Annotated in this window: 22 protein-coding genes; 8 read left to right on the top strand and 14 right to left on the bottom strand. The window is 73.2% G+C overall.

Going from position 1 to position 22,511, the window contains the following annotated elements; genetic code table 11:
* Positions 1–30: 30 nt before the first annotated feature.
* Entirely contained in the window at positions 31–2,217 is a 2,187-nt protein-coding gene (gene recD2 / locus FH608_RS37940) for an SF1B family DNA helicase RecD2 (protein WP_139635225.1), read from the top strand.
* Positions 2,218–2,423: 206 nt separating this feature from the next.
* Here the strand turns inward: recD2 and FH608_RS37935 are convergent, their stop codons facing one another.
* A complete protein-coding gene (locus FH608_RS37935; RefSeq protein ID WP_139635224.1) occupies positions 2,424–2,963 on the bottom strand; it encodes a DUF892 family protein in 540 nt (179 codons plus the stop codon).
* A 141-nt stretch (positions 2,964–3,104) separates the two neighbouring features.
* Between FH608_RS37935 and FH608_RS37930 the strand changes: the two genes are divergently transcribed.
* The gene (locus FH608_RS37930; RefSeq protein ID WP_139635223.1) at positions 3,105–3,647 is read left to right on the top strand and encodes an RNA 2'-phosphotransferase; all 543 of its coding nucleotides are present in this window, start codon (positions 3,105–3,107) and stop codon (positions 3,645–3,647) included.
* Between the two features lie 202 nt (positions 3,648–3,849).
* Here FH608_RS37930 and FH608_RS37925 read toward each other — a convergent pair whose 3' ends face one another.
* The 3 genes from FH608_RS37925 to FH608_RS37915 are packed head-to-tail and all read right to left on the bottom strand — an operon-like array spanning position 3,850 to position 6,494.
* Entirely contained in the window at positions 3,850–4,428 is a 579-nt protein-coding gene (locus tag FH608_RS37925) for an NADAR family protein (RefSeq protein ID WP_139635222.1), read from the bottom strand.
* A gap of 58 nt (positions 4,429–4,486) precedes the next feature.
* On the bottom strand, positions 4,487–5,149 hold the full coding sequence (locus FH608_RS37920; protein ID WP_139635221.1) for a potassium channel family protein: 663 nt from the start codon (positions 5,147–5,149) through the stop codon (positions 4,487–4,489).
* Complete coding sequence (locus tag FH608_RS37915) at positions 5,142–6,494, bottom strand: TrkH family potassium uptake protein (protein WP_139635220.1); 1,353 nt, start codon at positions 6,492–6,494, stop codon at positions 5,142–5,144. The genes FH608_RS37920 and FH608_RS37915 overlap by 8 nt, the downstream gene beginning before the upstream one ends.
* Positions 6,495–6,892: 398 nt before the next feature.
* On the opposite strand from FH608_RS37915, the gene FH608_RS37910 reads away from it, so the two are divergent.
* From FH608_RS37910 to FH608_RS37900, 3 genes are all read left to right on the top strand, one after another.
* The gene (locus tag FH608_RS37910; protein ID WP_139635219.1) at positions 6,893–7,336 is read left to right on the top strand and encodes a CBS domain-containing protein; all 444 of its coding nucleotides are present in this window, start codon (positions 6,893–6,895) and stop codon (positions 7,334–7,336) included.
* Between the two features lie 189 nt (positions 7,337–7,525).
* On the top strand, positions 7,526–8,122 hold the full coding sequence (locus FH608_RS37905; RefSeq protein WP_139635218.1) for a TetR/AcrR family transcriptional regulator: 597 nt from the start codon (positions 7,526–7,528) through the stop codon (positions 8,120–8,122).
* A gap of 222 nt (positions 8,123–8,344) precedes the next feature.
* Positions 8,345–10,480, top strand: coding sequence for a DEAD/DEAH box helicase (locus tag FH608_RS37900; RefSeq protein ID WP_226900254.1), 2,136 nt, complete (start codon positions 8,345–8,347; stop codon positions 10,478–10,480).
* 83 nt (positions 10,481–10,563) lie between these two features.
* Here the strand turns inward: FH608_RS37900 and FH608_RS37895 are convergent, their stop codons facing one another.
* The 4 genes from FH608_RS37895 to FH608_RS37880 form a co-directional block, all read right to left on the bottom strand.
* Positions 10,564–11,748 carry an MFS transporter gene (locus FH608_RS37895; protein ID WP_139635216.1) on the bottom strand — a complete coding sequence of 395 codons (1,185 nt, stop codon included), beginning with the start codon at positions 11,746–11,748 and terminating at the stop codon, positions 10,564–10,566.
* A gap of 72 nt (positions 11,749–11,820) precedes the next feature.
* Entirely contained in the window at positions 11,821–12,399 is a 579-nt protein-coding gene (locus tag FH608_RS37890) for a TetR/AcrR family transcriptional regulator (RefSeq protein WP_139635215.1), read from the bottom strand.
* A 47-nt stretch (positions 12,400–12,446) separates the two neighbouring features.
* Positions 12,447–12,812: a hypothetical protein gene (locus FH608_RS37885; protein WP_139635214.1), complete on the bottom strand. Its 366-nt coding sequence runs from the start codon at positions 12,810–12,812 to the stop codon at positions 12,447–12,449.
* Between the two features lie 91 nt (positions 12,813–12,903).
* A complete protein-coding gene (locus FH608_RS37880) occupies positions 12,904–13,434 on the bottom strand; it encodes a hypothetical protein (RefSeq protein ID WP_139635213.1) in 531 nt (176 codons plus the stop codon).
* A gap of 148 nt (positions 13,435–13,582) precedes the next feature.
* Between FH608_RS37880 and FH608_RS37875 the strand changes: the two genes are divergently transcribed.
* Complete coding sequence (locus tag FH608_RS37875; RefSeq protein ID WP_226900253.1) at positions 13,583–14,572, top strand: aldo/keto reductase; 990 nt, start codon at positions 13,583–13,585, stop codon at positions 14,570–14,572.
* Positions 14,573–14,811: 239 nt separating this feature from the next.
* Positions 14,812–15,870 carry an aldo/keto reductase gene (locus FH608_RS37870; RefSeq protein WP_139635212.1) on the top strand — a complete coding sequence of 353 codons (1,059 nt, stop codon included), beginning with the start codon at positions 14,812–14,814 and terminating at the stop codon, positions 15,868–15,870.
* Between the two features lie 51 nt (positions 15,871–15,921).
* On the opposite strand, the gene FH608_RS37865 is transcribed toward FH608_RS37870, so the two are convergent.
* The 6 genes from FH608_RS37865 to FH608_RS37840 all read right to left on the bottom strand — a co-directional run bounded on the left by FH608_RS37865 (position 15,922) and on the right by FH608_RS37840 (position 20,566).
* Positions 15,922–16,629, bottom strand: coding sequence for a YqjF family protein (locus FH608_RS37865; protein ID WP_226900252.1), 708 nt, complete (start codon positions 16,627–16,629; stop codon positions 15,922–15,924).
* A gap of 65 nt (positions 16,630–16,694) precedes the next feature.
* Positions 16,695–17,219 carry a dioxygenase family protein gene (locus tag FH608_RS37860; protein WP_139635211.1) on the bottom strand — a complete coding sequence of 175 codons (525 nt, stop codon included), beginning with the start codon at positions 17,217–17,219 and terminating at the stop codon, positions 16,695–16,697.
* Complete coding sequence (gene pcaH / locus FH608_RS37855) at positions 17,216–17,977, bottom strand: protocatechuate 3,4-dioxygenase subunit beta (protein WP_139635210.1); 762 nt, start codon at positions 17,975–17,977, stop codon at positions 17,216–17,218. Before pcaH ends, FH608_RS37860 begins: the two co-directional genes overlap by 4 nt.
* A gap of 6 nt (positions 17,978–17,983) precedes the next feature.
* On the bottom strand, positions 17,984–19,129 hold the full coding sequence (locus FH608_RS37850; RefSeq protein WP_193318851.1) for a thiolase family protein: 1,146 nt from the start codon (positions 19,127–19,129) through the stop codon (positions 17,984–17,986).
* A gap of 31 nt (positions 19,130–19,160) precedes the next feature.
* Complete coding sequence (locus tag FH608_RS37845) at positions 19,161–19,790, bottom strand: CoA transferase subunit B (protein ID WP_139635208.1); 630 nt, start codon at positions 19,788–19,790, stop codon at positions 19,161–19,163.
* Positions 19,787–20,566 carry a CoA transferase subunit A gene (locus FH608_RS37840; RefSeq protein WP_226900251.1) on the bottom strand — a complete coding sequence of 260 codons (780 nt, stop codon included), beginning with the start codon at positions 20,564–20,566 and terminating at the stop codon, positions 19,787–19,789. The genes FH608_RS37845 and FH608_RS37840 overlap by 4 nt, the downstream gene beginning before the upstream one ends.
* A gap of 113 nt (positions 20,567–20,679) precedes the next feature.
* Between FH608_RS37840 and FH608_RS54240 the strand changes: the two genes are divergently transcribed.
* Entirely contained in the window at positions 20,680–22,356 is a 1,677-nt protein-coding gene (locus FH608_RS54240) for an IclR family transcriptional regulator domain-containing protein (RefSeq protein WP_139635206.1), read from the top strand.
* The last annotated feature ends 155 nt before the right edge of the window (positions 22,357–22,511 follow it).

Raw genomic sequence — 22,511 nt, 5'->3', positions numbered from 1 at the left:
TTGTCGGTGGCGGGTGGTTGGATCTCTCGTGTGGAGGCGTCGGTCGAGCAGCTCGTCTACGTCCGGGAGGACGCTTACACCGTCGCGCGCATGAGCGCCGACGGCGAGCCCGGCTTCGTGGCCACCGGGCGGGCGCTGGCCGGGGTGCAGCCGGGCGAGACGCTGCGGCTGTTCGGCGAGTGGGGCCGGCATCCGCGCCACGGCCGCCGCTTCGCGGTGAGCGGGTGCGAGCGGGTCACGCCCTCGTCGGTGCGGGCCATCCGCATCTATCTCGGGTCGGGGCTGGTCAGGGGGATCGGGCCGCGGCTGGCGTACGCGATCGTCGACCACTTCGGCGAGGCCACGCTCAAGGTGATCGACAGCGAGCCCGAGCGGCTCACCGAGGTCGTCAACATCGGGCCGCAGCGGCAGGGCCAGATCGTCCAGGCGTGGCAGGAGCAGAAGGCCATCGCCGCGCTGATGGTGACGCTCCAGGGGCTCGGGGTCAGCCCGCTGCTGGCGGCCAAGATCTACCAGGTGTTCGGTCAGGACGCCGACGAGGTCCTGGCCACCGACCCCTACCGCCTGATCGGTCGGGTGCGCGGCATCGCGTTCCGCGTCGCCGACCGCATCGCGCTGCAGTCCGGGGTGCCCGAGCGCAGCCCGCAGCGGGTCAAGGCGGCGCTGCTCGACCGCCTGGACGCGGCCGGCAGCCGCGACGGTCACTGCTACGTGCCGCTGTCCGCGCTGGTCAGGGAGACGGCGGAGCTGATCGAGCAGGACCAGGAGCTGGTGCGGCCGATGATCGACGCGCTGGTCGCCGACCGCCGCCTGGTCGTGGAGACCGCCCCCGACCGGCTGAACGCACCGCACGGGGCCGGGGCCGGGGCTGGGGCGCCGTACGGGAGCGGGGCCGTGGTCGTCTACGCCAAGCACGTGCACGCCCGGGAGGTGGCGCTGACCGAGCAGATCACCCGGCTCATGAGCGCCCGCTCCACCCTCCCCCTGCGCTCCTTCCCCGACGACCCGGGGCTCCACGACGACCAGCGCGCCGCCGTCAACATGGCGCTGACCTGCACCGTCTCGGTCATCACCGGCGGTCCGGGATGCGGCAAGAGCCACACGGTGAAGGCCATCGCCACCACGGTCAGGGCCGCGGGCGGCACGGTCACGCTGACGGCGCCCACGGGCAAGGCGGCCAAGCGGCTGTCCGAGCTGACCGGGCTGCCCGCCATGACCGTGCACCGGATGCTCGCCCAGCAGCCCGACCCCGACCCCGAGACGCTGTTCGACGAGCGGCCCTCGCAGGCCGACCTGATCGTGGTCGACGAGGCGTCCATGCTCGACCTGCACCTCGCCACCCGGCTGACCGCGGCCGTGCCGTCCGGCAGCCACCTGCTCCTCATCGGCGACAGCGACCAGCTGCCCAGCATCGGGCCCGGCGACGTGCTGGCCGACCTGCTGCGCGCCGAGGCCGTCCCCCGCGTGCGGCTCACCCACGTCTTCCGGCAGGCGGGCGGCAGCGGCATCATCGACGCCGCCCACCGCATCCGCGCCGGCCGGCTGCCGGTGCGCACGGCGGGCGGCGGGTTCTGGTTCGAGGAGCTCGACGATCCCGCGCAGGTCGCCCGGCGGGTGGCCCACCTGGCGATGGTGGCGATCCCCCGCAAGCAGGGCGTCGAGCCCGGCCAGGTGCAGGTGCTGTGCCCGATGCGCAGGGGCGAGACGGGCGCCACGGCGCTCGGGCGGCTCATCCAGGACCAGCTCAACCCCGCCGCCGACGACAAGCCGGAGCACTGGTACGGCGCGTCGGTGTTCCGGGTGGGCGACCGGGTCATGCCGATCCGCAACAACTACGACAAAGGGGTCTTCAACGGCGAGACCGGCACGGTCACCTCGGTCGTGCCGGAGGAGCGCCAGATCGAGATCCTCACCGACGACGGCGAGAGCGTGCGCTACGGCTTCGACGAGCTCGACGACCTGACCCACGCCTACGCGATCAGCGTGCACCGGTCCCAGGGCAGCGAATACCCGTTCGTGGTGGCGCCGATCGTGGCGGAGTCGGGCGGGATCATGCTGCGCCGCAAGCTCCTCTACACGCTGGTGACCCGGGCCAAGGCGTGGGTGGTGCTGGTGGGGCAGCGGGAGGCGCTGGAGCTGGCGGTCCACCGGCTGGGCCACCGCCGGAACACCGGCCTGGCCCGCCGCCTGCAGCTGTCCCTCGACACCGACCCCTGACCGGCGCCCCTGGACCGACGCCCCGGGACCGCACCCCGGGAGCGGCGCCCCAGGACCGGCGCCCCGGGACCGGCGCCCCGGGAGCGGCGCCCCAGGACCGGCGCCCCAGGACCGGCGCCCCGAGAGCGGACCATCCGGACCGACGCCTAAGGGCGGGAGCCTCAGGGCGGGGGCCTCAGGGCGGGGGCCTCAGGGCGGGGGCGCGGTCAGACGCCGAGCAGGTCGGTCAGGTCGTCGGCGTGCTCCTCCTCCTCTTCCAGGATCGACTCCATGAGCCGCCGCGTCGTGGGGTCACCCTCCCCCAGCCAGCGGATGATCTCCTGGTAGGTGGAGATGACGATGCGCTCGGCCCACAGGTTGGCCTCCAGCAGCGCCCGCAGGTCCGTGTCCTCGGGGACCTGGTAGTCGGTGTGGGAGCGCTGCACGAGGCTGGCGGGGTCGAAGTCCGGCTCGCCGCCGAGCTGGCTGACGCGCTCGGCCGCCCGCAGCGCGTGCTGGAGCTCCTCCTTGGCGTGCTCGGTGAACTCGTCCGACACCTGCGCCCGGTCGATGCCCTTGGCCGAGATGGCGTGCCTGGTGTACCTGAGCCAGCAGACCACCTCGGTCGCGATCACGTCGTTGAGCACCTGGATGACCTTCTGCGGGTCATGCCCGAAGGTGCCGGTGATCGGGCCCTCCTCCATCTTCTGCCGCACCTGGTCGCGGATCCTGGTGACGTCCAGTACGAAGTCGTCGGTGTGCGTCATGTGTGTGTCCCGTCCTTCCCCCGGCGAGGACTTCCCCTGGCCCAAGGTAACTTCGTCCGGCGTCACGGACGGGCTGCGACACCCGGGGACGGCCCGGCGCCCGGCCGAAACCCGGTTGACGGGGGCGGGATGATGGCGGGGATGGACGAGCGGCGCATGGTGCGCGTTTCCAAGTATCTGGCCCGGCACCTCAGGCACGACCCGGGACGCATCGGGCTCACCCTCGACGCCCACGGCTGGGTGCCGGTCGACGAGCTGCTGCGGGCCGCCGCCGAGCACGGGTTCCCGATCACGCCTGCGGAGCTGCGGGAGGTCGTCGAGTCCAACGACAAGCGGCGGTACGCGATCGAGGACGGCCGGATCCGGGCCAGCCAGGGGCACTCGGTGCCGGTGGATCTCGCCCTGCCCGCCGCCGAGCCGCCCGAGGTGCTCTATCACGGCACGGTGGGCCGGTTCGTGACGGCCATCAGGGCGGAGGGGCTGCGGCCGATGAACCGGCACCACGTGCACCTGTCCCCCGACCGGGCGACCGCGACGCGGGTGGGAGGACGGCGGGGCGTCCCCGTGGTGCTGGTGGTGGCGTCCGGCGCGATGCACGCCGACGGGCACGTGTTCCACGTCAGCGCCAACGGGGTGTGGCTGACCGGCCACGTGCCGCCCAGCTACCTACGCTTCCCCTCCTGACACTGCCGACCGAGGGCGTCGCACCCACCGAAGACGTCTCACCGGACAACGCCTGCCGAAGACGTCGCCGGCCGCCCTGGACGTCCCACCCTGCGTCCCCGCCGAGGGTCGCATCCGCCGTGGACGTCCCACCGGACATCGCCCGCCGAAGATGTCCCGGCCGCCCTGGACGTCCCACCGGACGCCGCCGGCCGGGCGGCGGTCAGGTTTCCAGCCGGCTCCGCCGGTCGAGGGTGTCGCGGGCGGCCATCAGCGCGAAGCCGAGCAGGTTGGCGCCGCGCCACGTCGCCGGGGACGCGGCCCGCTCGTCCGAGGCCGCCAGGCCGATGCCCCACACCCGGTCCACGGGGCTGGCCTCCACCAGGACCCGGCCCGACGTGCCCGCGAGGAACTCCGCCAGGTCCTCGTGGGCTCCGAACTTGGCGACGTTCCCGCGTACGACGATCTCGAAGCGCCGCGCCTCCCACGCCGCCTGGTCGAAGCCGCGCACCGTCCGGCCGAGCGACTTGGCCTCACCCGGGTGACCGGCCTGGAGGATCTTGCCCGCGCTCCCCTCGTCCCCGAACAGCCACGCCTTGTGCGCCATCATGTAGTGCTCGGCCGAGGTGTACGTGTGGCCGTCCTCCGTGAAGGTGACCGGCCACCACTGGCTGAGGCAGCCGGCCCCGGGGCGCCCGTCGCGGGCCGGCTGGTGGCCCCAGAAGTACAGGTACTTGAGCCGCCGGCCGGACTGCTCGGCGGCGACGGCCTCATCGACGGTCATGGGGAGTGCGTCGGACATGCCCGCACACTACGCCCGTACGACCTCGAATCCTTCTCATTAAACGGGGCCGCGGGGGTCAGGGCAGCTCGGCGAAGCGCTCGACCGCCTCCGTGCGGCCGGAGACCAGTACCACGTCGCCGTAGGACAGCTCGGTGTCGGCGGTGGCGTAGGTGAACTCCTCGCCGGGCGGCTTGACGGCCACGATCGTGACACCGTATTTGCGGCGCAGGTTGGACTCGCCGAGCGGGATGCCGACGTATTCCTTGGGCGGGCTGGTCTTGGCCAGCGCGAAGTTCTCGTCCACCTGCATGTAGTCGAGCATGCGCCCGCTGACCAGGTGGGCCACCCGCTCGCCCATGTCGTGCTCGGGGAAGACCACGTGGTGGGCGCCGATGCGGCTCAGGATGCGGCCGTGCTGGGTGCTGATCGCCTTGGCCCAGATGTCGTTGATCTCCAGCTCGACCAGCAGCGACGTGGTCAGGATGCTGGCCTCGATGTCGCTGCCGACGGCCACGACGGCCTGGTAGAAGTCGGGCACGCCGAGCTGGCGCAGGGCCTCCATGTCGGTGGCGTCGGCGGTCGCGATCTGGGTGATCCGCCCCGCGAGACCCTGCGTGATCTTGGGCCGGCTGTCGATGGCCAGGACCTCGGTGCCGCGCCGGGTCAGCTCCAGCGCCAGCGACGTGCCGAACCGGCCGAGACCGATGATGACGACGGGGTCGCCTTTGTACTCAGCCAACGATGACTCGCTCCTCGGGTAGCTCGTAGTGGCGGGCACGCCGGTTGAGCGCCAGCGCGGAGCCCATGGTGAGGGGGCCGATCCGGCCGATGAACATGAGCACCGCGATCAGCAGGTGGCCGGCCGTGCCGAGGCTCGCGGTGATGCCGGTGGACAGCCCGGCCGTGCCGAACGCCGCCACCACCTCGAACAGCACCTGGTCGAGGCCGTGCGGGGTGAGGGCGAGCAGCACGTACGTGGACAGGGCGACCAGCCCGACGCTCAGCACCGTGATCGTGACGGCCTGGCGCTGGGTGGCCTCGGGGAGGCGGCGGTGGCCGATGTTGACCCGGCTCTCGCCGCGCATCTCGGCCCACACGACGAACGCCAGCAGCCCCAGCGTGGTGACCTTGAGCCCGCCCGCGGTGCCCGCGCTGCCGCCCCCGATGAACATCAGCACGTCGGTGGCCAGCCAGCTCGACGGGTACATCTGGGAGACGTCGAGGGCGTTGAACCCGGCCGAGCGCGGCATGACGGCGGTGAAGAACGCCGCGAGCAGCTTGCCGGGATCGTCGAGCGCGCCCAGCGTCCTCGGGTTGCGCCACTCGGTCATCAGGAAGACGAGCGTGCCCAGCACCAGCAGCGTCACGGTCACGCTCACGGTGATCCTGGTCAGCACCGACCACCGTCTCGGATGCCGCCAGGAGCGGGCCAGCTCGAACACCACGGGGAAGCCCAGACCGCCGACGATGACCGCGATCGCGATCGTCAGCATGATCCACGGGTCGGAGACGAACCGCATGATGCTGTCGGGCCAGAGGGCGAAGCCGCTGTTGTTGAAGGCGGCGACCGCGTGGAACGCGCCGAGGTAGGTGGCTCGGGCGAACGGCTCGCCGTACCCGATCATGAAGCGGGCGGTGAGCACGGAGGCGGTGACGGCCTCGCAGACGAGGCTGAACATCACCACCTTGAGGACGACGCGGCGCACGTCGCTCATGCTCAGCGTCTTGGTCTCCGTTTGAGCGGCGATCCTGGCCCGCAGGCCCAGCCGCCCGGAGACGAGCAGGGTGAAGACGGTGGCCATGGTCATGATGCCCAGCCCGCCCACCTGCACCAGTCCGGCGATCACCACCTCGCCGAACACCGACCAGTGCGACTCGGTGTCGACGATCACCAGCCCGGTGACGCACACGGCCGAGGTGGCGGTGAACAGCGCCACCAGCCAGTCCGCGGAGGCGCCGTCCGCGATGGACACGGGCAGGGCCAGGAGCACCGTGCCCAGCGCGATGGCCAGCCCGAAGCCGGCGACCACGACCTGTGCGGGGTGCCTGAAACGGGTCAGGAACAGGGGCATCATGCTCATCATCGGTCCACAGTGCGCAGGACGCGCATCGGAATGCCTCCCCCGTCGAACTCCGCCCGGCAGCGCCTGCCGACCAGACTTCCCGGCGCACCGCGCACTACCGTAACAGGCCCTCATGATGCCAGCGCCCCTACGCCTGCTTGACACGAAAACCACGCGTTCTTGACGCCGCTCTGGCCCCGTCCCGTATGTCCGGATGCCGGGTTCCGCGTTACGGGCGCACCACCCACCGCCGCGTCCCGCCCCCGCCATCGACGCCCTCGCCGGCCACCCGCCACCGACTCGCTCGACCACCCCGTGGGGCCGGGCCGCCGTGGCGGGTGGCCGGCGAGGAGGCTCGCTCGGAGAATTCCCGCAAAAGGGGCGCGCCGGCGAAGTAGGCTGGGCCGCGGAGGGCACTGATGCGCGCACGCGATCTCGCCGTCGAGTTCCCGACGGTCACGATGGACACCCCGGCGCTGGAGGCGGCCAGGCTGCTGGCCGAGCAGGACCTGCCGGGGCTCATCCTGGTCGACCAGGAGAGACGTCCCCTCACGATCCTGCCCGGCACGCAGGTGCTGCGGCTGGCCGTCCCGGCGTACTGCAGGGACGACCCGGCGCTGGCCCGGGTGGTGGACGAGGCTCACGCCGACCTTTTCCTCCGGCAGCTCGGAGGCAGGACGGTGCGGGAGTGCCTGCCCGAGCAGCCCCGCGAGCTGCCGGTGGCCGACATGAAGGCGACCGTGCTGGAGATGGCCGCGTTGATGGCGCGTACGCGCAGCCCGCTGGTGGCCGTGGTGGACGCCGGGCGGCTGGTGGGCGCGGTCACGCTGCAGTCGCTCCTGGACCACGTCCTGGAGATCTGACGCGCGCGGCCCGGGCTCCTGTCAGGGCGGCTCCGGTCCCGTGCGGGGGCCTCGGTTCGCTGTGCCGGTCGGCGCGGGCGGCCGACGGACGCGGGCCGGCGAGTGGGCGGCGGCTGGCGGCCTGGGCGCTCGGCAGCCGACAGGCGCCGGCGAGCGTGGACGAGCGGGTGAGCGTCGTAGGGTGGTTCCATGGCCAAGACCGCGGCACGACAGCCCGTTCCGGCGCGGCGCGCGGACGCCGAGCGTAACATCGCCGCGATCCTCGAAGCGGGCATGCGCCTGTTGAGCGCCGACCCCACGGCCAGCGTGGCCGACATCGCCAAGGCGGCCGGAGTGGGCAGGGTGACCCTTTACGGGCACTTCCCGTCTCGGGAGGCGCTGGTCGACGCGGTGCTCGACCACGCGGTCGGCGTCGCCGACGCGGTGCTGGCCGACGACTCGCTGGACACGGAGCCGGCGCCGGAGGCCATGGCGCGGCTCCTGCGCTCGTCGTGGGAGGTGCTCGACCGGCACCGCCGCCTGTTCCTGGCCGCCGACCGGGTGCTGCCCACGGAACGGATCAGGGAGCACCACGAGGCCCCGTTGCGGCGGGTGGAGCGGCTCATCGCGCGCGGGCGGCACGAGGGCGACTTCCGCACCGACCTGCCGCTGGGCTGGCTCGTGACGACGTTCTTCTCGATCATCCACAGCGCCGCGCAGGAGCGCGAGGCGGGGCGGCTGGGTGCTGTAGAGGTCGAGCCGGTGCTGGTGACGACGATGTTGTCGCTGCTCACCGCGAACGGCTGACCTCTGCCGGCGCGACCGGCCGGCTCGTGGCAACGCGACCTGCCCACTCCTGGCAACGCGACCGGCCGGCTCGTGGCTCTCCCGGCGGCTGAACTCTGAGGTGGCTGCTGCCCCGGCACGCACCGGCGGGTGAGGCGCTGATGCCACTGTGCCGCACCGCGTCTCCGGAAGGCTGGGGTAGCCGTAGTGGCGATGTCGTAGGCGTACGGCATGCTTGGTGTGGTGGATTTCCGTGACGCGGACCGCCTTCTCGCCGACGCGCGGGCGCTGCTCGCCGAGCACGGCGCCGTGCGCGGCCAGGCCGGTGAGGCCCTCGACGCGCTGCGCACCGACGCGGCCAGGGCGGGGCTCGGCTCGGTGCCCGTCTCCCGGCTGCGCGACGTCAGCGACGGGCGGTTGCGCGTCGGCACGCTGGAGAAGGCCGGTTACGCCACGGTCCTGCAGGTGCTGGAGGCGTCGCCGTACGAGCTGCAATTATCGCCCGGGATCGGGGCGCGCACGGCCGCGCAGATCCACGCCGCCGCCCGGCAGATCGAGCGGGCCGCCGCCGAGGCGGCGAGCATCCGCATCGACGTCGAGCAGCCCACTCCCCTGACCACGCGGCTCGTGGTGGCGCTGCACCGCCTCGTGGCCGCCGGGCCGGATCTGCCGCGCGCGCTCGACGCCGCCCGCGACCTGGACGGGCGGCTGGCGCCGCTGCTGGTGCGGGCGCGGCCCGCGCGCAGCCGGCTGCGGATGGCGTTCACGCTGCCGTCGCGGCGGCGGCTGGCCCGCGAGGCCGTGGAGGAGATCTCCGTCCTGCTCGACGGCGCCCGCGAGACGCGGCTGCTGCTCGCCCAGGCCACCGCCGACCTGCTGCGCCCGCCCGCGCGGGACTTCGAGGCGTGGGCGGACTTCGAGTCCCGCTCCCCCGAGTACTTCGGCCTGCTCGCCGAGCTGGCCGGCGAGCCGCTCGCGACGGAGATCCCCGGCCTGCCCGACGACCTGGCGGCGAAGGTGCGCGCGCAGCCGCTCGACGACGCCCACCGGCGGGTGTCGCTCCGCGGCTACCAGGCGTTCGGCGCCCGTTTCGCGCTCGCACAGGAACGCGTGATCATCGGCGACGAGATGGGGCTGGGCAAGTCGATCGAGGCCATCGCCGCGCTGGCGCACCTCAGGTCGCTCGGGGAGACGCACTTCCTGGTGGCCTGCCCCACGAGCGTGCTGATCAACTGGGTGCGCGAGGTGGAGTCGCGCAGCGCCCTGCGCGCCTACCCGCTGCACGGGCCGGGCCGTCTCCTGGCCCGGGACGACTGGGTACGCCACGGCGGCGTCGCCGTCGCCACCCTGGACAGCCTGCACCGGTTAGACCCGGCCGTCGAGCTCGGGATGCTCGTGGTGGACGAGGCTCATTACGTGAAGAATCCGGAGGCGAAGCGCTCGAAGGCGGTCGCCTCGTGGTGCGGGCGCACGCGGCGGGTGCTCTTCCTGACGGGCACACCGATGGAGAACCGGGTGGAGGAGTTCCGGGTGCTGGTCTCCTACCTGCGTCCCGACCTGGCCGCCGCCCTGCGCACCAGCGACGTCGTGGCCGGGGCGCGGTCCTTCCGCAAGGCGGTGGCGCCCGTCTACCTGCGGCGCAACCAGGAGGACGTGCTGGCGGAGCTGCCCGACCGCATGGACGCGGACGAGTGGGTGGAGTTCAGCGGCGCCGACTTCGCCGCCTACCGGCGGGCCGTCGCGAAGGGCGACTTCATGGCCATGCGCCGCGCCGCGTACGCCGAGCCCGCCACCTCGGCCAAGCTCAAGCGCCTGCTCGAACTCGTGGAGGACGCCGCCGCGAACGGGCTCAAGGTGGTGGTGTTCTCCTACTTCCGTGCCGTGCTCGCCGCCGTCGAGGCGGCGCTGGACGGCCGGGCGCACGGGCCGATCGCGGGCGGCGTGAGCGCGGAGCGCCGGCAGCGGATGGTGGACGAGTTCGCGGCGGCGAGGGGGCACGCGGTGCTGCTCAGCCAGGTGCAGGCGGGCGGGGTGGGCCTCAACCTCCAGGCCGCGTCCGTCGTGATCCTGTGCGAGCCGCAGCTCAAGCCCAGCATGGAGGCGCAGGCGGTCGGGCGGCTGCACCGGATGGGGCAGGTGCGCCGGGTGCAGGTGCACCGGCTCCTCTCGGTGGACTCGGTGGACCAGCGCCTGCTGGACATCCTGGCGCGCAAGTCGCGGCTCTTCGACGCGTACGCCCGCCGCAGCGACCTGGCGGAGTCGGCGGCCGAGGCGGTGGACGTGTCGGAGCAGGCGCTGGCCCGGCTGGTGGTGGAGGAGGAGCAGCGCCGCCTCCTGCCCCGCTCCCCCGGCTCCCCGGACGGATCGGCGGAGGCGTGAACGGCGGTCCCCGGTGCGGAGACCTGCGGGGTGGGCACCCGGCACGGCGATCGCCCCGCGCCGCCTTCGACCGGCCGGCGAGGTCAGGCCGCCGACGGTACGCGGGAGCGGCGCCAGGCGTACGCGCTGACCGCGATGCCCGCCAGCGTGACCGCCGCCGCCACGACGTAGACCGAGCGCAGCCCGAGCCCGCCGTCGATGACCCGCCCGCCGAGCCAGGCGGCGAAGGCGGCGGCGAGCTGGTAGGCCGACGCGTTCACCGCCATGGCCAGCGTCGGCGCGGCCGAGGCGGCGGCGAGGACGCGCGCCTGCATGCCGGGGATGACCGAGAACCCGGCCGCGCCGAGCACGAACACCATGACGGCCGTGGCCGCCGGGCTGCCGCTGACCGCCCACATGAGCACGAGCGCCGCAGCCAGCAGGCCCAGCAGCCCGAGCTGGGAGCGCATCGGCGCCAGGTCCGACAGCCGGCCGCCGGCGAAGTTCCCGGCCGCCGCACCCACCCCGTACACCAGCAGCAGGACCGCCACCGCCGCGCCCGGGAAGCCCGTGACGCCGGTGACCAGCGGCGCGAAGAACGTGAACACCATGAGCGGCCCGGCGTTGCCCACGGCCGTGACCGCGATGGCCAGCCGCACGTCTCGGTTGCGGAGGACGCGCAGCTCGGCCACGGCCGAGGTCGCCGCCCCCGAGCCCGCCGCCGAGCCCGAGCCCGAGCGCGCGTCCGGCACCTGCCGCGACACGAGCGCCAGCCCGGCCGCGCAGCACGCCGCGATCGCCAGGAACGTGGCCCGCCACCCGTACTGGTCGCCGATGAGGGTGCCCAGGGGGGCGCCGAGGATCATGGACAGGTTCATGCCGAAGACGAGCTTGGAGACGGTGGACGCCTGCCTGCCGGGGGCGGCGGCGGACACCGCGATGACGACGGCGTTCGCGAAGAACGTGGAGGTCACCAGCGCCGTGACGATCCTGGCGGCGAAGAGCACGCCGTACGCGGGCGCGAGCGCGGAGGCCAGGTTCCCGGCGATGGTGACGCCGAGCAGGACCAGGATGAGCGGCTTGCGCGGGAAGCGGGCGGTGAGCGCCGTCAGCGCGGGGCCTCCGACGATCATCCCGATCGCGTACGCCGTGACCAGCAGCCCGGCGGCCGGGATCGAGACGGCGAGGTCGCCGGCCACGTCCGGGAGGATGCCGGCGATGACGAACTCGCCCGTCGTGATCCCGAACACGCAGAGCATCAGCGACGGCACAAGGGCGCCCGTTCTCATGGAAACCTCTTTCTTTACAGATCAGTACAAAATCAGGGCAGAAAAAACGGCCCGAAGGCCGTGGACGGAGGTTCAGAGGGCCGCGACGGCGCCCTCGACGACGTCCAGGAGGGCGTTCCTGTCGTCGGTGACCTTGGCGAGCACGCGCAGCCCGTAGTAGGCGCTCTGGAACGCCCGCGCCACCTGGAGCGGCGGCCGCCCGGCGGGCAGCTCTCCGGTGCTCTGCCCGATCGCGATCAGCCGGCACAGCGCCTGCTCCAGGTCGGCGAACTGGCGGCGCACCAGCCCCGCGACCCCCTCGGTGCGCCCGCCCGCCTCGGTGGCGGCGTTGAGCGCCAGGCAGCCGCGCCGGCCCGGGTCGGCCAGGTCGGCGTCGATCACGCCGAGCATGAGATCCCTGAGCCGCTCGCGCACCGAGCCGGCCGTGGCCAGCAGCTCCAGCTGCGCCTCCGCCCTGGTGGCGGCGTAGCGGCGGATCGCCTCCTCGTACAGGCGGTGCTTGCTGCCGAAGGCGTTGTAGAGGCTGCCCCGGCCCAGCCCGGTGCGCTCGCAGAGGTCCTGGGTGCTGGTCGCTTCGTACCCCTTCTCCCAGAACACCTCCATCGCGGCGTCGACGACCGCCTGATCGCTGAACTCACGTGGCCTGCCCATGGACGGCAGGCTAGCGCATTCTGTACAGATCGGTAAAGAACTGCCGGCTAGGGAGTGGTGGCGCAGTACTCGCCGACGAAGCCGCTGACGCGCATGCACACCGTGTCACCGGCCACCAGCACCACGGCGGGGATGAACTCCCCTTCGAGCGCCGTTCCGACGACGGCCGTGGACACGGAGCCGCCGGTGGGCACGTCGTTGACGGTGAACGAGAGGGCCGCCGTGGTGGGCGCGGGCTGGATCCTGAACCAGTAGCGGTAGTCGCCGGGGACGCCCCGGATCTCCTGGCAGACCGTCGCCTCCGGCAGGCAGGCGCCCGCCCCGGAGTCCGCGGCCAGGGCCGGGGACGGCGCCCCGAGCGAGAGGATGGCGATGATCGCGGCGGCGAGGACGCGGGGCGCTGTGGCGCGCATGGCGGTGAGCCTTTCTGGTGGGGGGGCGGCCCGGGCACGGCGACGCCCCGGGCGAAGGCGTGCGCACCACCATCATGCCGGTCGGGCGCGATCAGCGGGCCTCGACGCGCTGGCACAGGCCGTAGACGAACAGGACCCGGTACGTCGCGCCCTCGTGCGGGACGTCGACCGCCCAGTGGTGCGGGGCCTGGCCCTCCAGGTGGACCGCGCCGGGGAAGCTCGCGCCGACGTCGCCCACGACGCAGCTCCAGGGCTCCACGTCGCCGAAGGCCAGCGCCCTGGGGCCCGACGGGCGGACGAACCACTGGTTCCACACCTCGCCGCCGGGCCCGGCCAGCACCTCGAACTCCAGCCCCGGCCAGGAGGGCAGCGCCCAGCGGGACACCCGGCAGGTCAGGCTTCCCACGGCGGTCGTGCCGGCGTAGGAGGGAGGGCCGAGCAGCCGCCGCAGGTTCCTGGGCGGTCTCGGCGAGTGCAGCATCCGCGTCCACCGGGCGTGCGCCGCACGCAGCTCCGCCCTGGACGCGCCCATGTCACGCAGCGCGTCCTCCACCCGCGCGGCGTTGAGGTCGCGCATCCGGTGCATCAAGGACAGCTCGAACTCCCGCACGCCGAAACTCACACGCCCGTTCTACCTGTTCCGGGTGCGCCGCGGGGCTCCGCCCCGATACGGCCGGATGACGGCGCTGGCGCTATGGTCAATGCTGCCCATCTTTGTCATCTTTTCCTGGCGTAGAACACGTTCATCCGAAATCGCAGGAAGGTCATCCTTGGACGACGTCAAGATCACATACGAACGTCAGCCGTACAGAAGGTGTGGCCGCAGCGGGCTGCTCCTCCCCGCCGTGTCGCTCGGCCTGTGGCACAACTTCGGCGGGGGCAAGTCGCTCGACAGCCAGCGGGCGATCTTCCACAAGGCCCTCGACCTCGGCATCACCCATTTCGACATCGCCGACCGCTACGGCCCGCCGCTCGGGGCCGCGGAGTCGACGTTCAACCGGCTGCTGCCGCGCTCGCTGCGCGACGAGGTGGTCGTCACCACCAAGGGCAGCAACCCCATGTGGGACGGCCCGTACGGCAAGGGCAACTCGCGCAAGCACCTGCTCGCCACGCTCGACCGCTCGCTGGCCCGGCTCGGCCTCGACAACGTGGACATCTTCTACCTGCACCGCGACGACGACGAGACGCCCCTGGAGGAGCAGGTGGCCACGCTGGACCACATGGTCCGCACGGGGCGCACGCTCTACGTGGGCCTGTCCAACTTCTCGCCCGAGCGCACCGCGGAGGCCGCCCGGCTGCTGCGCGAGCTCGGCACCCCGCTGCTGATCCACCAGCCGTCCTACTCCCTGCTCAACCGGTGGATCGAGCAGGACCTGCTCGGCGTGCTGGAGCAGGAGGGCGTCGGCTGCGTGGTGTACTCGCCGCTGGCCCAGGGCCTGCTGACCGACCGCTACCTCGACGGCATCCCCGCCGACTCGCGGGCGGCCGAGGGACGCTTCCTGACGCCCGACCGGGTGACGCCGCAGGTGCTGGCGTTCGTGCGGGAGCTGTCCGAGCTGGCCGCCTCGCGCGGCCAGACGGTCGCGCAGCTCTCCCTGGCCTGGGCGCTCAGGGATCCGCGCGTCACCTCCGTGCTCGTCGGCGCCTCCAGCCCCGAGCAGCTGGAGGCGAACGTGGCCGCTGTCGACCGGCTCGACTTCACCGACGACGAGCTGGCCGCCATCGACCGCGCCGCCAAGGAGGCGGGCGTCGAGGCGTAACCCCCTGTGACCCCGGGCTCCTCGCCCCTCGCGAGGAGCCGCCGCTGCCCGGGCGACCGTCCCTCTGGTGGTACGACCACCTGAACAGGACGGTGCATCGCCCGGGCAGCGCCTTTTCACCCGCCTTATCCGGCGGGGCCGTACCTCCCCCACCCCGCTTGCAAATGAAACAGTCTTCCCGTTAGGTGTGCTATGGTCTCCTTTAAGGGAACTTATGACCCATTAAGGGGTGACTTGTCATGGAATATCGGCAGTTGGGGGCGTCCGGGCTGAAGGTGCCGGCGTTGAGCTTCGGCGCCGGGACCTTCGCGGGCAAGGGCGAGCTGTTCGGCGCGTGGGGCGACACCGACATGGCGCAGGCGCGGCGGCTGGTGGACATCGCCCTGGACGCCGGGGTCACCATGTTCGACACCGCGGACGTCTACTCCGACGGCGCCTCCGAGGAGGTGCTCGGCCAGGCGCTCAAGGGGCGCCGCGACCGCGCGCTCATCTCCACCAAGGCCGGGCTGCCCACGGGTGACGGCCCCGGCGACGCGGGCACCTCGCGGCCCCGGCTGATCAAGGTGGTCGACGACGCGCTGCGCCGGCTCGGCACGGAGCACATCGACCTCTTCCAGTTGCACGCCTTCGACGCGGCGACCCCGGTGGAGGAGGTGCTGTCCACGCTCGACGACCTGGTCAGGGCGGGCAAGCTGCGGTACGTGGGCGTCTCCAACTTCTCCGGCTGGCAGCTCATGAAGTCGCTGGCCGTGGCCGAGCGCTACGGCTACCCGCGTTACGTGGCGCACCAGGTGTACTACTCGCTGGTCGGGCGCGACTACGAGTGGGAGCTGATGCCGCTCGGCCTCGACCAGGGGGTCGGCGCGGTGGTGTGGAGTCCCCTCGGCTGGGGCCGGCTGACCGGCCGCGTCCGCCGTGGCCTGCCCATCCCCCCGGGCAGCCGCCTGCACAAGACCGCGGCCTTCGGGCCTCCAGTGGCCGACGAGCACCTGTACACGGTGGTGGACGCCCTGGACGAGATCGCGGCCGAGACCGGCCGGTCGGTGCCGCAGATCGCGCTGAACTGGCTGCTGCACCGCCCGACCGTCTCGTCGGTCATCGTCGGCGCCCGCGACGAGGCGCAGCTGCGGGAGAACCTGGGCGCGATCGGCTGGAGCCTGACCGCCGATCAGGTGGCGCGGCTGGACGCGGCCGGCGCGACCACGGCGCCGTACCCGTACTTCCCGTACCGGCGCCAGGAGGGCTTCGCGCGGCTCAACCCGCCGGTCGAGTCGCTCCCCTCGCTCGCCCGTACGTGACCCGCGGCGGTCACCGACGCCACCGCCCGACCCGTACGGGAGCCGCGGCGGTCACCAGCGCCACCGCCCCACGCGTACGGGGACGCCGGGCGAGGCGTGCACGAGGGGCGGCCCGGAGGGGGCGGGCAGCCCGGCGGCCTGCAGCAGGCACTGGTCGAGGCGGGTCAGCTCGGCACGGCGCAGGGGCCACGGCGGGTGCTCCACCGGTGCCCGGGCCGGCCGGCCCGCCACGCGGGTGAACAGCAGGAATCGCGCGGTGAGGAACTCGGCGATGCCGTCGCGCTCGCCCTTCTCCAGGGGCAGCCCCGCCGTCACGTCGGCGTCGCACCACGCCCGGCCGTGCCCCGGCCGGCGCCGGCGGCACCGGTAGCTGGTGTGGGCGCCGTCGGAACGTACCGACATGTCGGACCAGAAGTACGGCAGCCCGTAGAGCGCGCGGCCCGCGAGCGCGGCGGCGAGGCGACCGGCGTCCAGGGAGAAGAACCAGATCCCGCTGCGCCCGCGGTCGTCACGCACGTAGGTGCGCACGTTCGTCTCCGGGAACCTGGACAGGCCCGGCACGGCGGGCAGGCCGGACACCCGCACCCCTTCCATGAGGAACGGGGTCAGCCCCACCCAGGCCGCCCCGTCGTAGGTCTCGACGGTGAGGCGGCCGGGCACCAGGCGCCGGAGCAGGTCGGGCGGGTAGCGCCAATGAATGAAGGTGATGTCCGACCAGCGGTGGTACATCACCGGCCGGGCGACGCGAGCAGACGGCACGTCGCGTATCTGCCCGCCGGCGCCACCGCCACGCCTGCCGCCGCACCCCCGGAAGGCGGGGCGGCTCAGCCGAAGTCGATGAAGACGGTCTCGTTCTCGCCCTGCAGGTGGATGTCGAACCGGTGGACGCCCTCCCGCTCCTCCACGGGCACCAGCGTCCGCGCCCGCTCGGGCGGCAGCGAGTCGAGGAAGGCGTCGCGGCCGAGGTAGATGCGGGTGTAGAGGTGGTGGAGCAGGCCGCGGGCGAACACGCAGACGCTGATGTAGCCGGTGCCCGGCACGAGCGTGCGCAGCGTCCAGTGGCCGTCGGCATCGGTGGACACCCGGCCGAACCCGGTGAAGTCGACGCCGTGCCGGCCGAGCAGCTCGCCGCTCACCTGGTCGCGCCGGAGGGTGCCGGGCGCGCCCTTGAGGCTTCCGGACGGGTCGGCCTGCCAGAACTCCAGCAGCGCGTCGGGCACGCGGTCGCCGGCGCCGTCGTAGACGTACCCGTGGACGGTGATCCCGCCGTCGGCGAGGTCGCCGCCGCGGGGGATCGGCAGGGCGTAGCCGTAGAAGGGGCCGACGGTCTGGGAGGGGGTGGGGTTCATCGGCCCTCCTCCATCCACGTCGCGGCGGGGCCGTCCAGCACGATGTCCCACCGGTAGCCGAGCGTCCACTCCGGCACCGACAGGTCGTGGTCGTAGGCGCAGATCAGCCGCTGCCTGGCCCGCTCGTCCGTGACGGAGTTGAGCACCGGGTCGTACGGGAACAGCGGATCGTTCGGGAAGTACATCTGCGTGACGAGCCGCTGCGTGAACGCCGTGCCGAACACCGAGAAGTGGATGTGCGCCGGCCGCCAGGCGTTGACGTGGTTGCGCCAGGGGTAGGCGCCCGGCTTGATCGTGGTGAACTTGTAGCCGCCCTCGTCGTCGGTCAGGCAGCGGCCCACGCCGGAGAAGTTGGGGTCGAGCGGCGCCGGGTGGTCGTCGCGCTGGTGCAGGTAGCGGCCCGAGGCGTTGGCCTGCCAGATCTCCACCAGCTGCCCGCGTACGGGGCGCCCGTCGCGGTCCAGCACCCGTCCCTGCACGGTGATCCGCTCGCCGAGCGGCTCGCCGAGGTGCTGCCTGGTCAGGTCGGAGTCGAACGGGGCGACGTCGGTGACCCCGAAGACCGGGCCGGTCAGCTCGCCGGCCTCCGGGTCCTTGATCGCGACGAGCGGCTGCTTGGGGTGGCGCAGCACGCTGCTGCGGTAGGGGGCGAAGTCGCGGAGGGCCTGGGCGGCCTGCCGGTCGCCCCCGGCCGGGGCGCGCCGGTGGAGCTCGGCGATCTCGCGGTCGATGTCGGCTTGGGTGAGGGGTGGGGTCATGTGCGGTTACCTTTCCAGGACGACGGCCAGGCCCTGGCCGACGCCGATGCAGAGGGACGCGAGCCCGACGCCGGAGCCGGCGGCGGCCAGCCGGTGGGCGACGGCGCCGGTGATGCGGGCGCCCGAGGCCCCGAGGGGGTGGCCCAGGGCGATGGCGCCGCCGTCGGGGTTGACGATGGCGGGGTCGAGGTCGGGCAGCTCGGCCAGGCAGCCGAGCACCTGCGCGGCGAACGCCTCGTTCAGCTCGGCGGTCGCCAGGTCGCCGAACGTCCTGCCCGCCTTGGCCAGGGCCTTGCGCGAGGCTTCGACCGGCCCGAGCCCGAAGTAGCGGGGCTCCAGGGCGCTGGCGGCGCTCGCGGTGATCCGCGCGAGCGGCTCGCGCCCGCGCAGCCCGGCCTCGTCGGTCAGCAGCAGCGCCGCCGCGCCGTCGTTGAGGGGCGAGGCGTTGCCGGCGGTGACGGTGCCACCGGGGCGGAAGACCGGCTTGAGCCGGGCCAGCTTGTCGAGGCCGGTGTCCTCGCGGATGCCCTCGTCCCTGGTCACGCCGGCGATGGGGACGATCTCGCGCTCGAACGACGCCTTGGCCGCCTTCTGGTGGCTGGCCAGCGCGTACGCGTCCTGCTCCGCCCTGGCGACGCCGTGCAGGTCCGCGATCAGCTCGGCGCCCTCGCCCAGCGGCACGGTGTGCTCGGCGGGCATGGCGGGATTGACCAGCCGCCAGCCGAGCGTGGTGGAGACCAGCTCCTGCCCGCCCGCCGGGAAGGCGCGGTCCGGCTTGGGCAGCACCCACGGGGCGCGGGTCATCGACTCCACGCCGCCCGCGATCACCGTGCCGGCGTCGCCCAGGGCGATCATGCGGTACGCCTGGATGACGGCCTCCATCCCGGAGCCGCACAGCCGGTTCACGGTCGCGCCCGGCGTGGTCACGGGCAGCCCGGCGAGGAGCGCGGCCATGCGGGCGACGTTGCGGTTCTCCTCCCCCGCGCCGTTGGCGTTGCCCAGGACGACCTCGTCGGGGGCGGTCACGTCGTTGCGCTCGGCGACGGCCCGTACGACGTGGGCGGCCAGGTCGTCGGGCCGGATCCCGGCCAGCGCCCCGCCGTGGCGGCCGAACGGCGTGCGCACGGCGTCCACGATGTAGACGGTGTTCACAGCAGCACCCCGGTTCTCGTGAGAAGCACGTTCAAAGCAGCACCTCGGCATCCGTACGGTCGCGCAGCTCGGCGGCGCTCACCCCGGGCGCGGTCTCCACCAGCCTCAGCCCGTCGCCGCTGACGTCGAGCACCCCGAGGTCGGTGATGACCCGGTGCACGCACTCCTTCCCGGTGAGGGGCAGCGAGCACTCCTGGACGATCTTGGAGGAGCCGTCCCTGGCGGTGTGCTCCATGATCACGATGACCCGGCGCGCGCCGTGCACCAGGTCCATCGCCCCGCCCATGCCCTTGACCAGCTTGCCGGGGACCATCCAGTTCGCCAGGTCGCCGCGGGCCGAGACCTGCATCGCGCCCAGTACCGCCACGTCGATGTGCCCGCCGCGGATCATCCCGAACGACAGCGCCGAGTCGAAGAACGCCGCGCCGGGCAGCACGGTCACCGTCTCCTTGCCCGCGTTGATCAGGTCGGGGTCCAGCGCGTCGGGGGCCGGGTAGGGGCCGACGCCGAGGATGCCGTTCTCCGAGTGCAGGACCACGTCCACCTCCGGCGGGAGGAAGGACGGGATGCGGGTGGGCAGCCCGATGCCGAGGTTGACGTAGTCGCCGTCGCGCAGCTCGGCCGCCGCCCGCGCGACCATCTCGTCCCTGCTCCAGCTCATGAGACCGTTCCCTCTCCTGCCGGAGGCGCGGAAGTCGTACGTTTCTCTATCGCCTTGTCGGCGGCCTGCTCGGGGGTCAGGACGAGGACGCGCTGGACGAACACGCCCGGCAGGTGCACCTCGTCCGGGTCCAGCTCGGTCAGCTCCTCGACCTCGGCGACCGTGATCCGCCCGGCCATCGCCGCCAGGGGGTTGAAGTTGCGCGCCGCCTTGGCGAAGACCAGGTTGCCGTAGCGGTCGCCCTTGGCCGCCCTGACGAGGGCGAAGTCCGTCCTGATGCCGTGTTCGAGCACGTACGGCCGGCCGTCGAACTCGCGCACCTCCTTCGGCGGGGAGGCCACCGCGACCGAGCCGTCCGGGTGGTGGCGCAGCGGCAGGCCGCCGTCGGCGACCGGCGTGCCCACCCCCGCCGGGGTGTAGAAGGCGGGGATGCCCGCGCCACCCGCGCGCAGCCGCTCGGCCAGGCTGCCCTGCGGGGTCAGCTCCACCTCCAGCTCGCCGCCCAGGTACTGGCGGGCGAACTCCTTGTTGTCGCCGATGTAGGAGGCGGTCACGCGCGCGATGCGCCCGGCGGCCAGCAGGACGCCCAGGCCGCCGCCGTCCACCCCGCAGTTGTTGGACACCACGCCGATCCCTGTGACGCCGGAGTCGTAGAGGGCACGGATCAGCACGTTGGGGATGCCACTGAGGCCGAAGCCGCCGACCGCGAACGACGCGCCGTCGCGCGCGCCCGCCAGCGCCTCCTCGGGGGTCGCGACCACCTTGTCTCTCCGCACGACGCTCCATTCGGAAAGTGTTCGCATAGCGCACATTAGTTCACTATTGTGCTGACGAGTATGCGTACAGGACCGCGCTCATGTCAAAGAGCTTGATCGGGAGGAGGGGCGGGATGGAGGCCGCGGGAACCCTGGAACGCGGCCTGGCCGTGCTGCGAGCCCTCACCGCCGTCCCGGCCGGCCGCGCTCCCACCGACGTCGCGCCCGGCCGCGCCCTCGCCTCCGTCTCGGCCGGCCGCGCTTCCACGGGCCGGGCGCCCGCCGGGCGCGCGCACCCGGGGCGGATGCGGGCCACCGACCTGGTGCGGGCCACCGGCCTGGCCAGGTCGACCGTCGACCGGGTCGTGGCCACGCTGGTCCACCTCGGCTACGTCCGCACCGAGGGCCGCGACCTGACGCCGGCGCCGCGCCTGATGGAGCTGGCCGAGGCTTACCTGACGTGCGACGGCCTGCGCGATCCCCTCGCGCCGTTCGCGGAGCGGCTGGCGGAGGAGCTGGACGAGTCCGTGTCGCTGGCGGTCAGGGACGGCGACGGGGTGCGCTTCATCGGCCAGTTCACCCGGCGGCGCGCCATGTCGGTCGCCTTCCGGGTCGGCGACCTCCTCCCCGCCGACCGCTGCGCCGCCGGCCTCGTCCTGCTCGGCCCGCCGGCGCCGTGGGCCGTGGACGACCAGCTCATCGAGCCGGGCCTGATCGCGGTCGCGATGCCCGTACGGGACGCGGAGGGGCGGGCCGTGTGCGCGGTGAGCGTGGTCAGCCACACCAGCCGCCACACCGCCGCCGGCCTGCGCGACCACGCCCTCCCCCGGCTCCGCGAAACGGTCGCCCACATGGAAGCGGCCCTCGCCACCCCCGCGCCGACTTCCACCGACCACCCGGCCACCCCTGACACCGTTGCCGAAGGCGCACCCGCCCCGGCGCGTCTGGCAAGTGCGGCACCCGACTCCACGGACCTCCCGCGCGAAAGCCAACCAGGCCGCGCGCACGCCCTGGAGGCGCCGGCCGGGCCGGATTCCGCCGCCGCGGACCTTCCCTCCGACCGCCTGGCGGGCGGGCGGGAATCGAGGAACGGCAAGGAGGAGCTCGGTGCGGGGTACCTGCAGGCGCTGGCCCGCGGTCTGGCCGTGCTGATGTCGCTCGGTTCGGCTCGCGGCGGCCTGAGCGCGGCGGGCGCCGCACGGGCGACGGGCCTTCCGAAGGCCGCCGTCAGGCGCTCGCTGGAGGCGCTGGCCCGGCTCGGGTACGCGACCTGCCACGACGGTTCCCGCTACGCCCTGCTCCCCCGGGTGATGGAGCTGGGCTGTGCCGCGCTGTCGGAGCGCGGGTTCGGCGAGGTGGTCCGGCCGCACCTGGCCGATCTGGTGGCCAGGGTGGGGCAGCCGGCCTCGGTCGGGGTGCTGTCCGGCGACGACGTCCTGTACGTGGCGCGGGTCCCCGCACCCGGCATCGTGTCCGTCACCATCACGGTCGGCTCCCGCTTCCCCGCCCACGCCACCTCCATGGGCCGCGTCCTCCTGGCGGCGCGTGACGCCGCCGACCCGCCGAGTCCCGCCGTCGCGCAGGCCGCCAGGGACGGGTACGCGCTGGTCGACGAGGAGCTGGAGGAGGGCGTACGGTCGATCGCCGTGCCGGTGCGCGGCCGGGACGGGCGGGTGGTGGCGGCCGTCGACGTCACCGCGCACGCCGGCCGGGCGAGCCGCGCCGACCTGCTCCGCGACGTCCTCCCGGCCCTGACCGAGACGGCCGCCAGGATGGCCGCCGATCTGCGGCACCTGCCCGCCTCACCGTAAGCACCCTTATCAGCGAAAGTGCGGCACCGCACGAAATCGGGCTAAAATGCGCTTTTCTCATACGAAAGACCAGGTCAACCGTATTTTTACCATTTTTTCGGTAAATGAGAGATTGGCTTGACCTACCCGCCCGCCGGAGAAAGAGAAAGTGCGAG

The organism is Nonomuraea phyllanthi, assembly GCF_006334985.2.
In the GTDB taxonomy this organism is placed as follows: Bacteria; Actinomycetota; Actinomycetes; order Streptosporangiales; family Streptosporangiaceae; genus Nonomuraea; species Nonomuraea phyllanthi.
The sequence above is the reverse complement of the archived record's forward strand: the minus strand, read 5'-3'. Positions and strand labels throughout refer to the sequence as shown.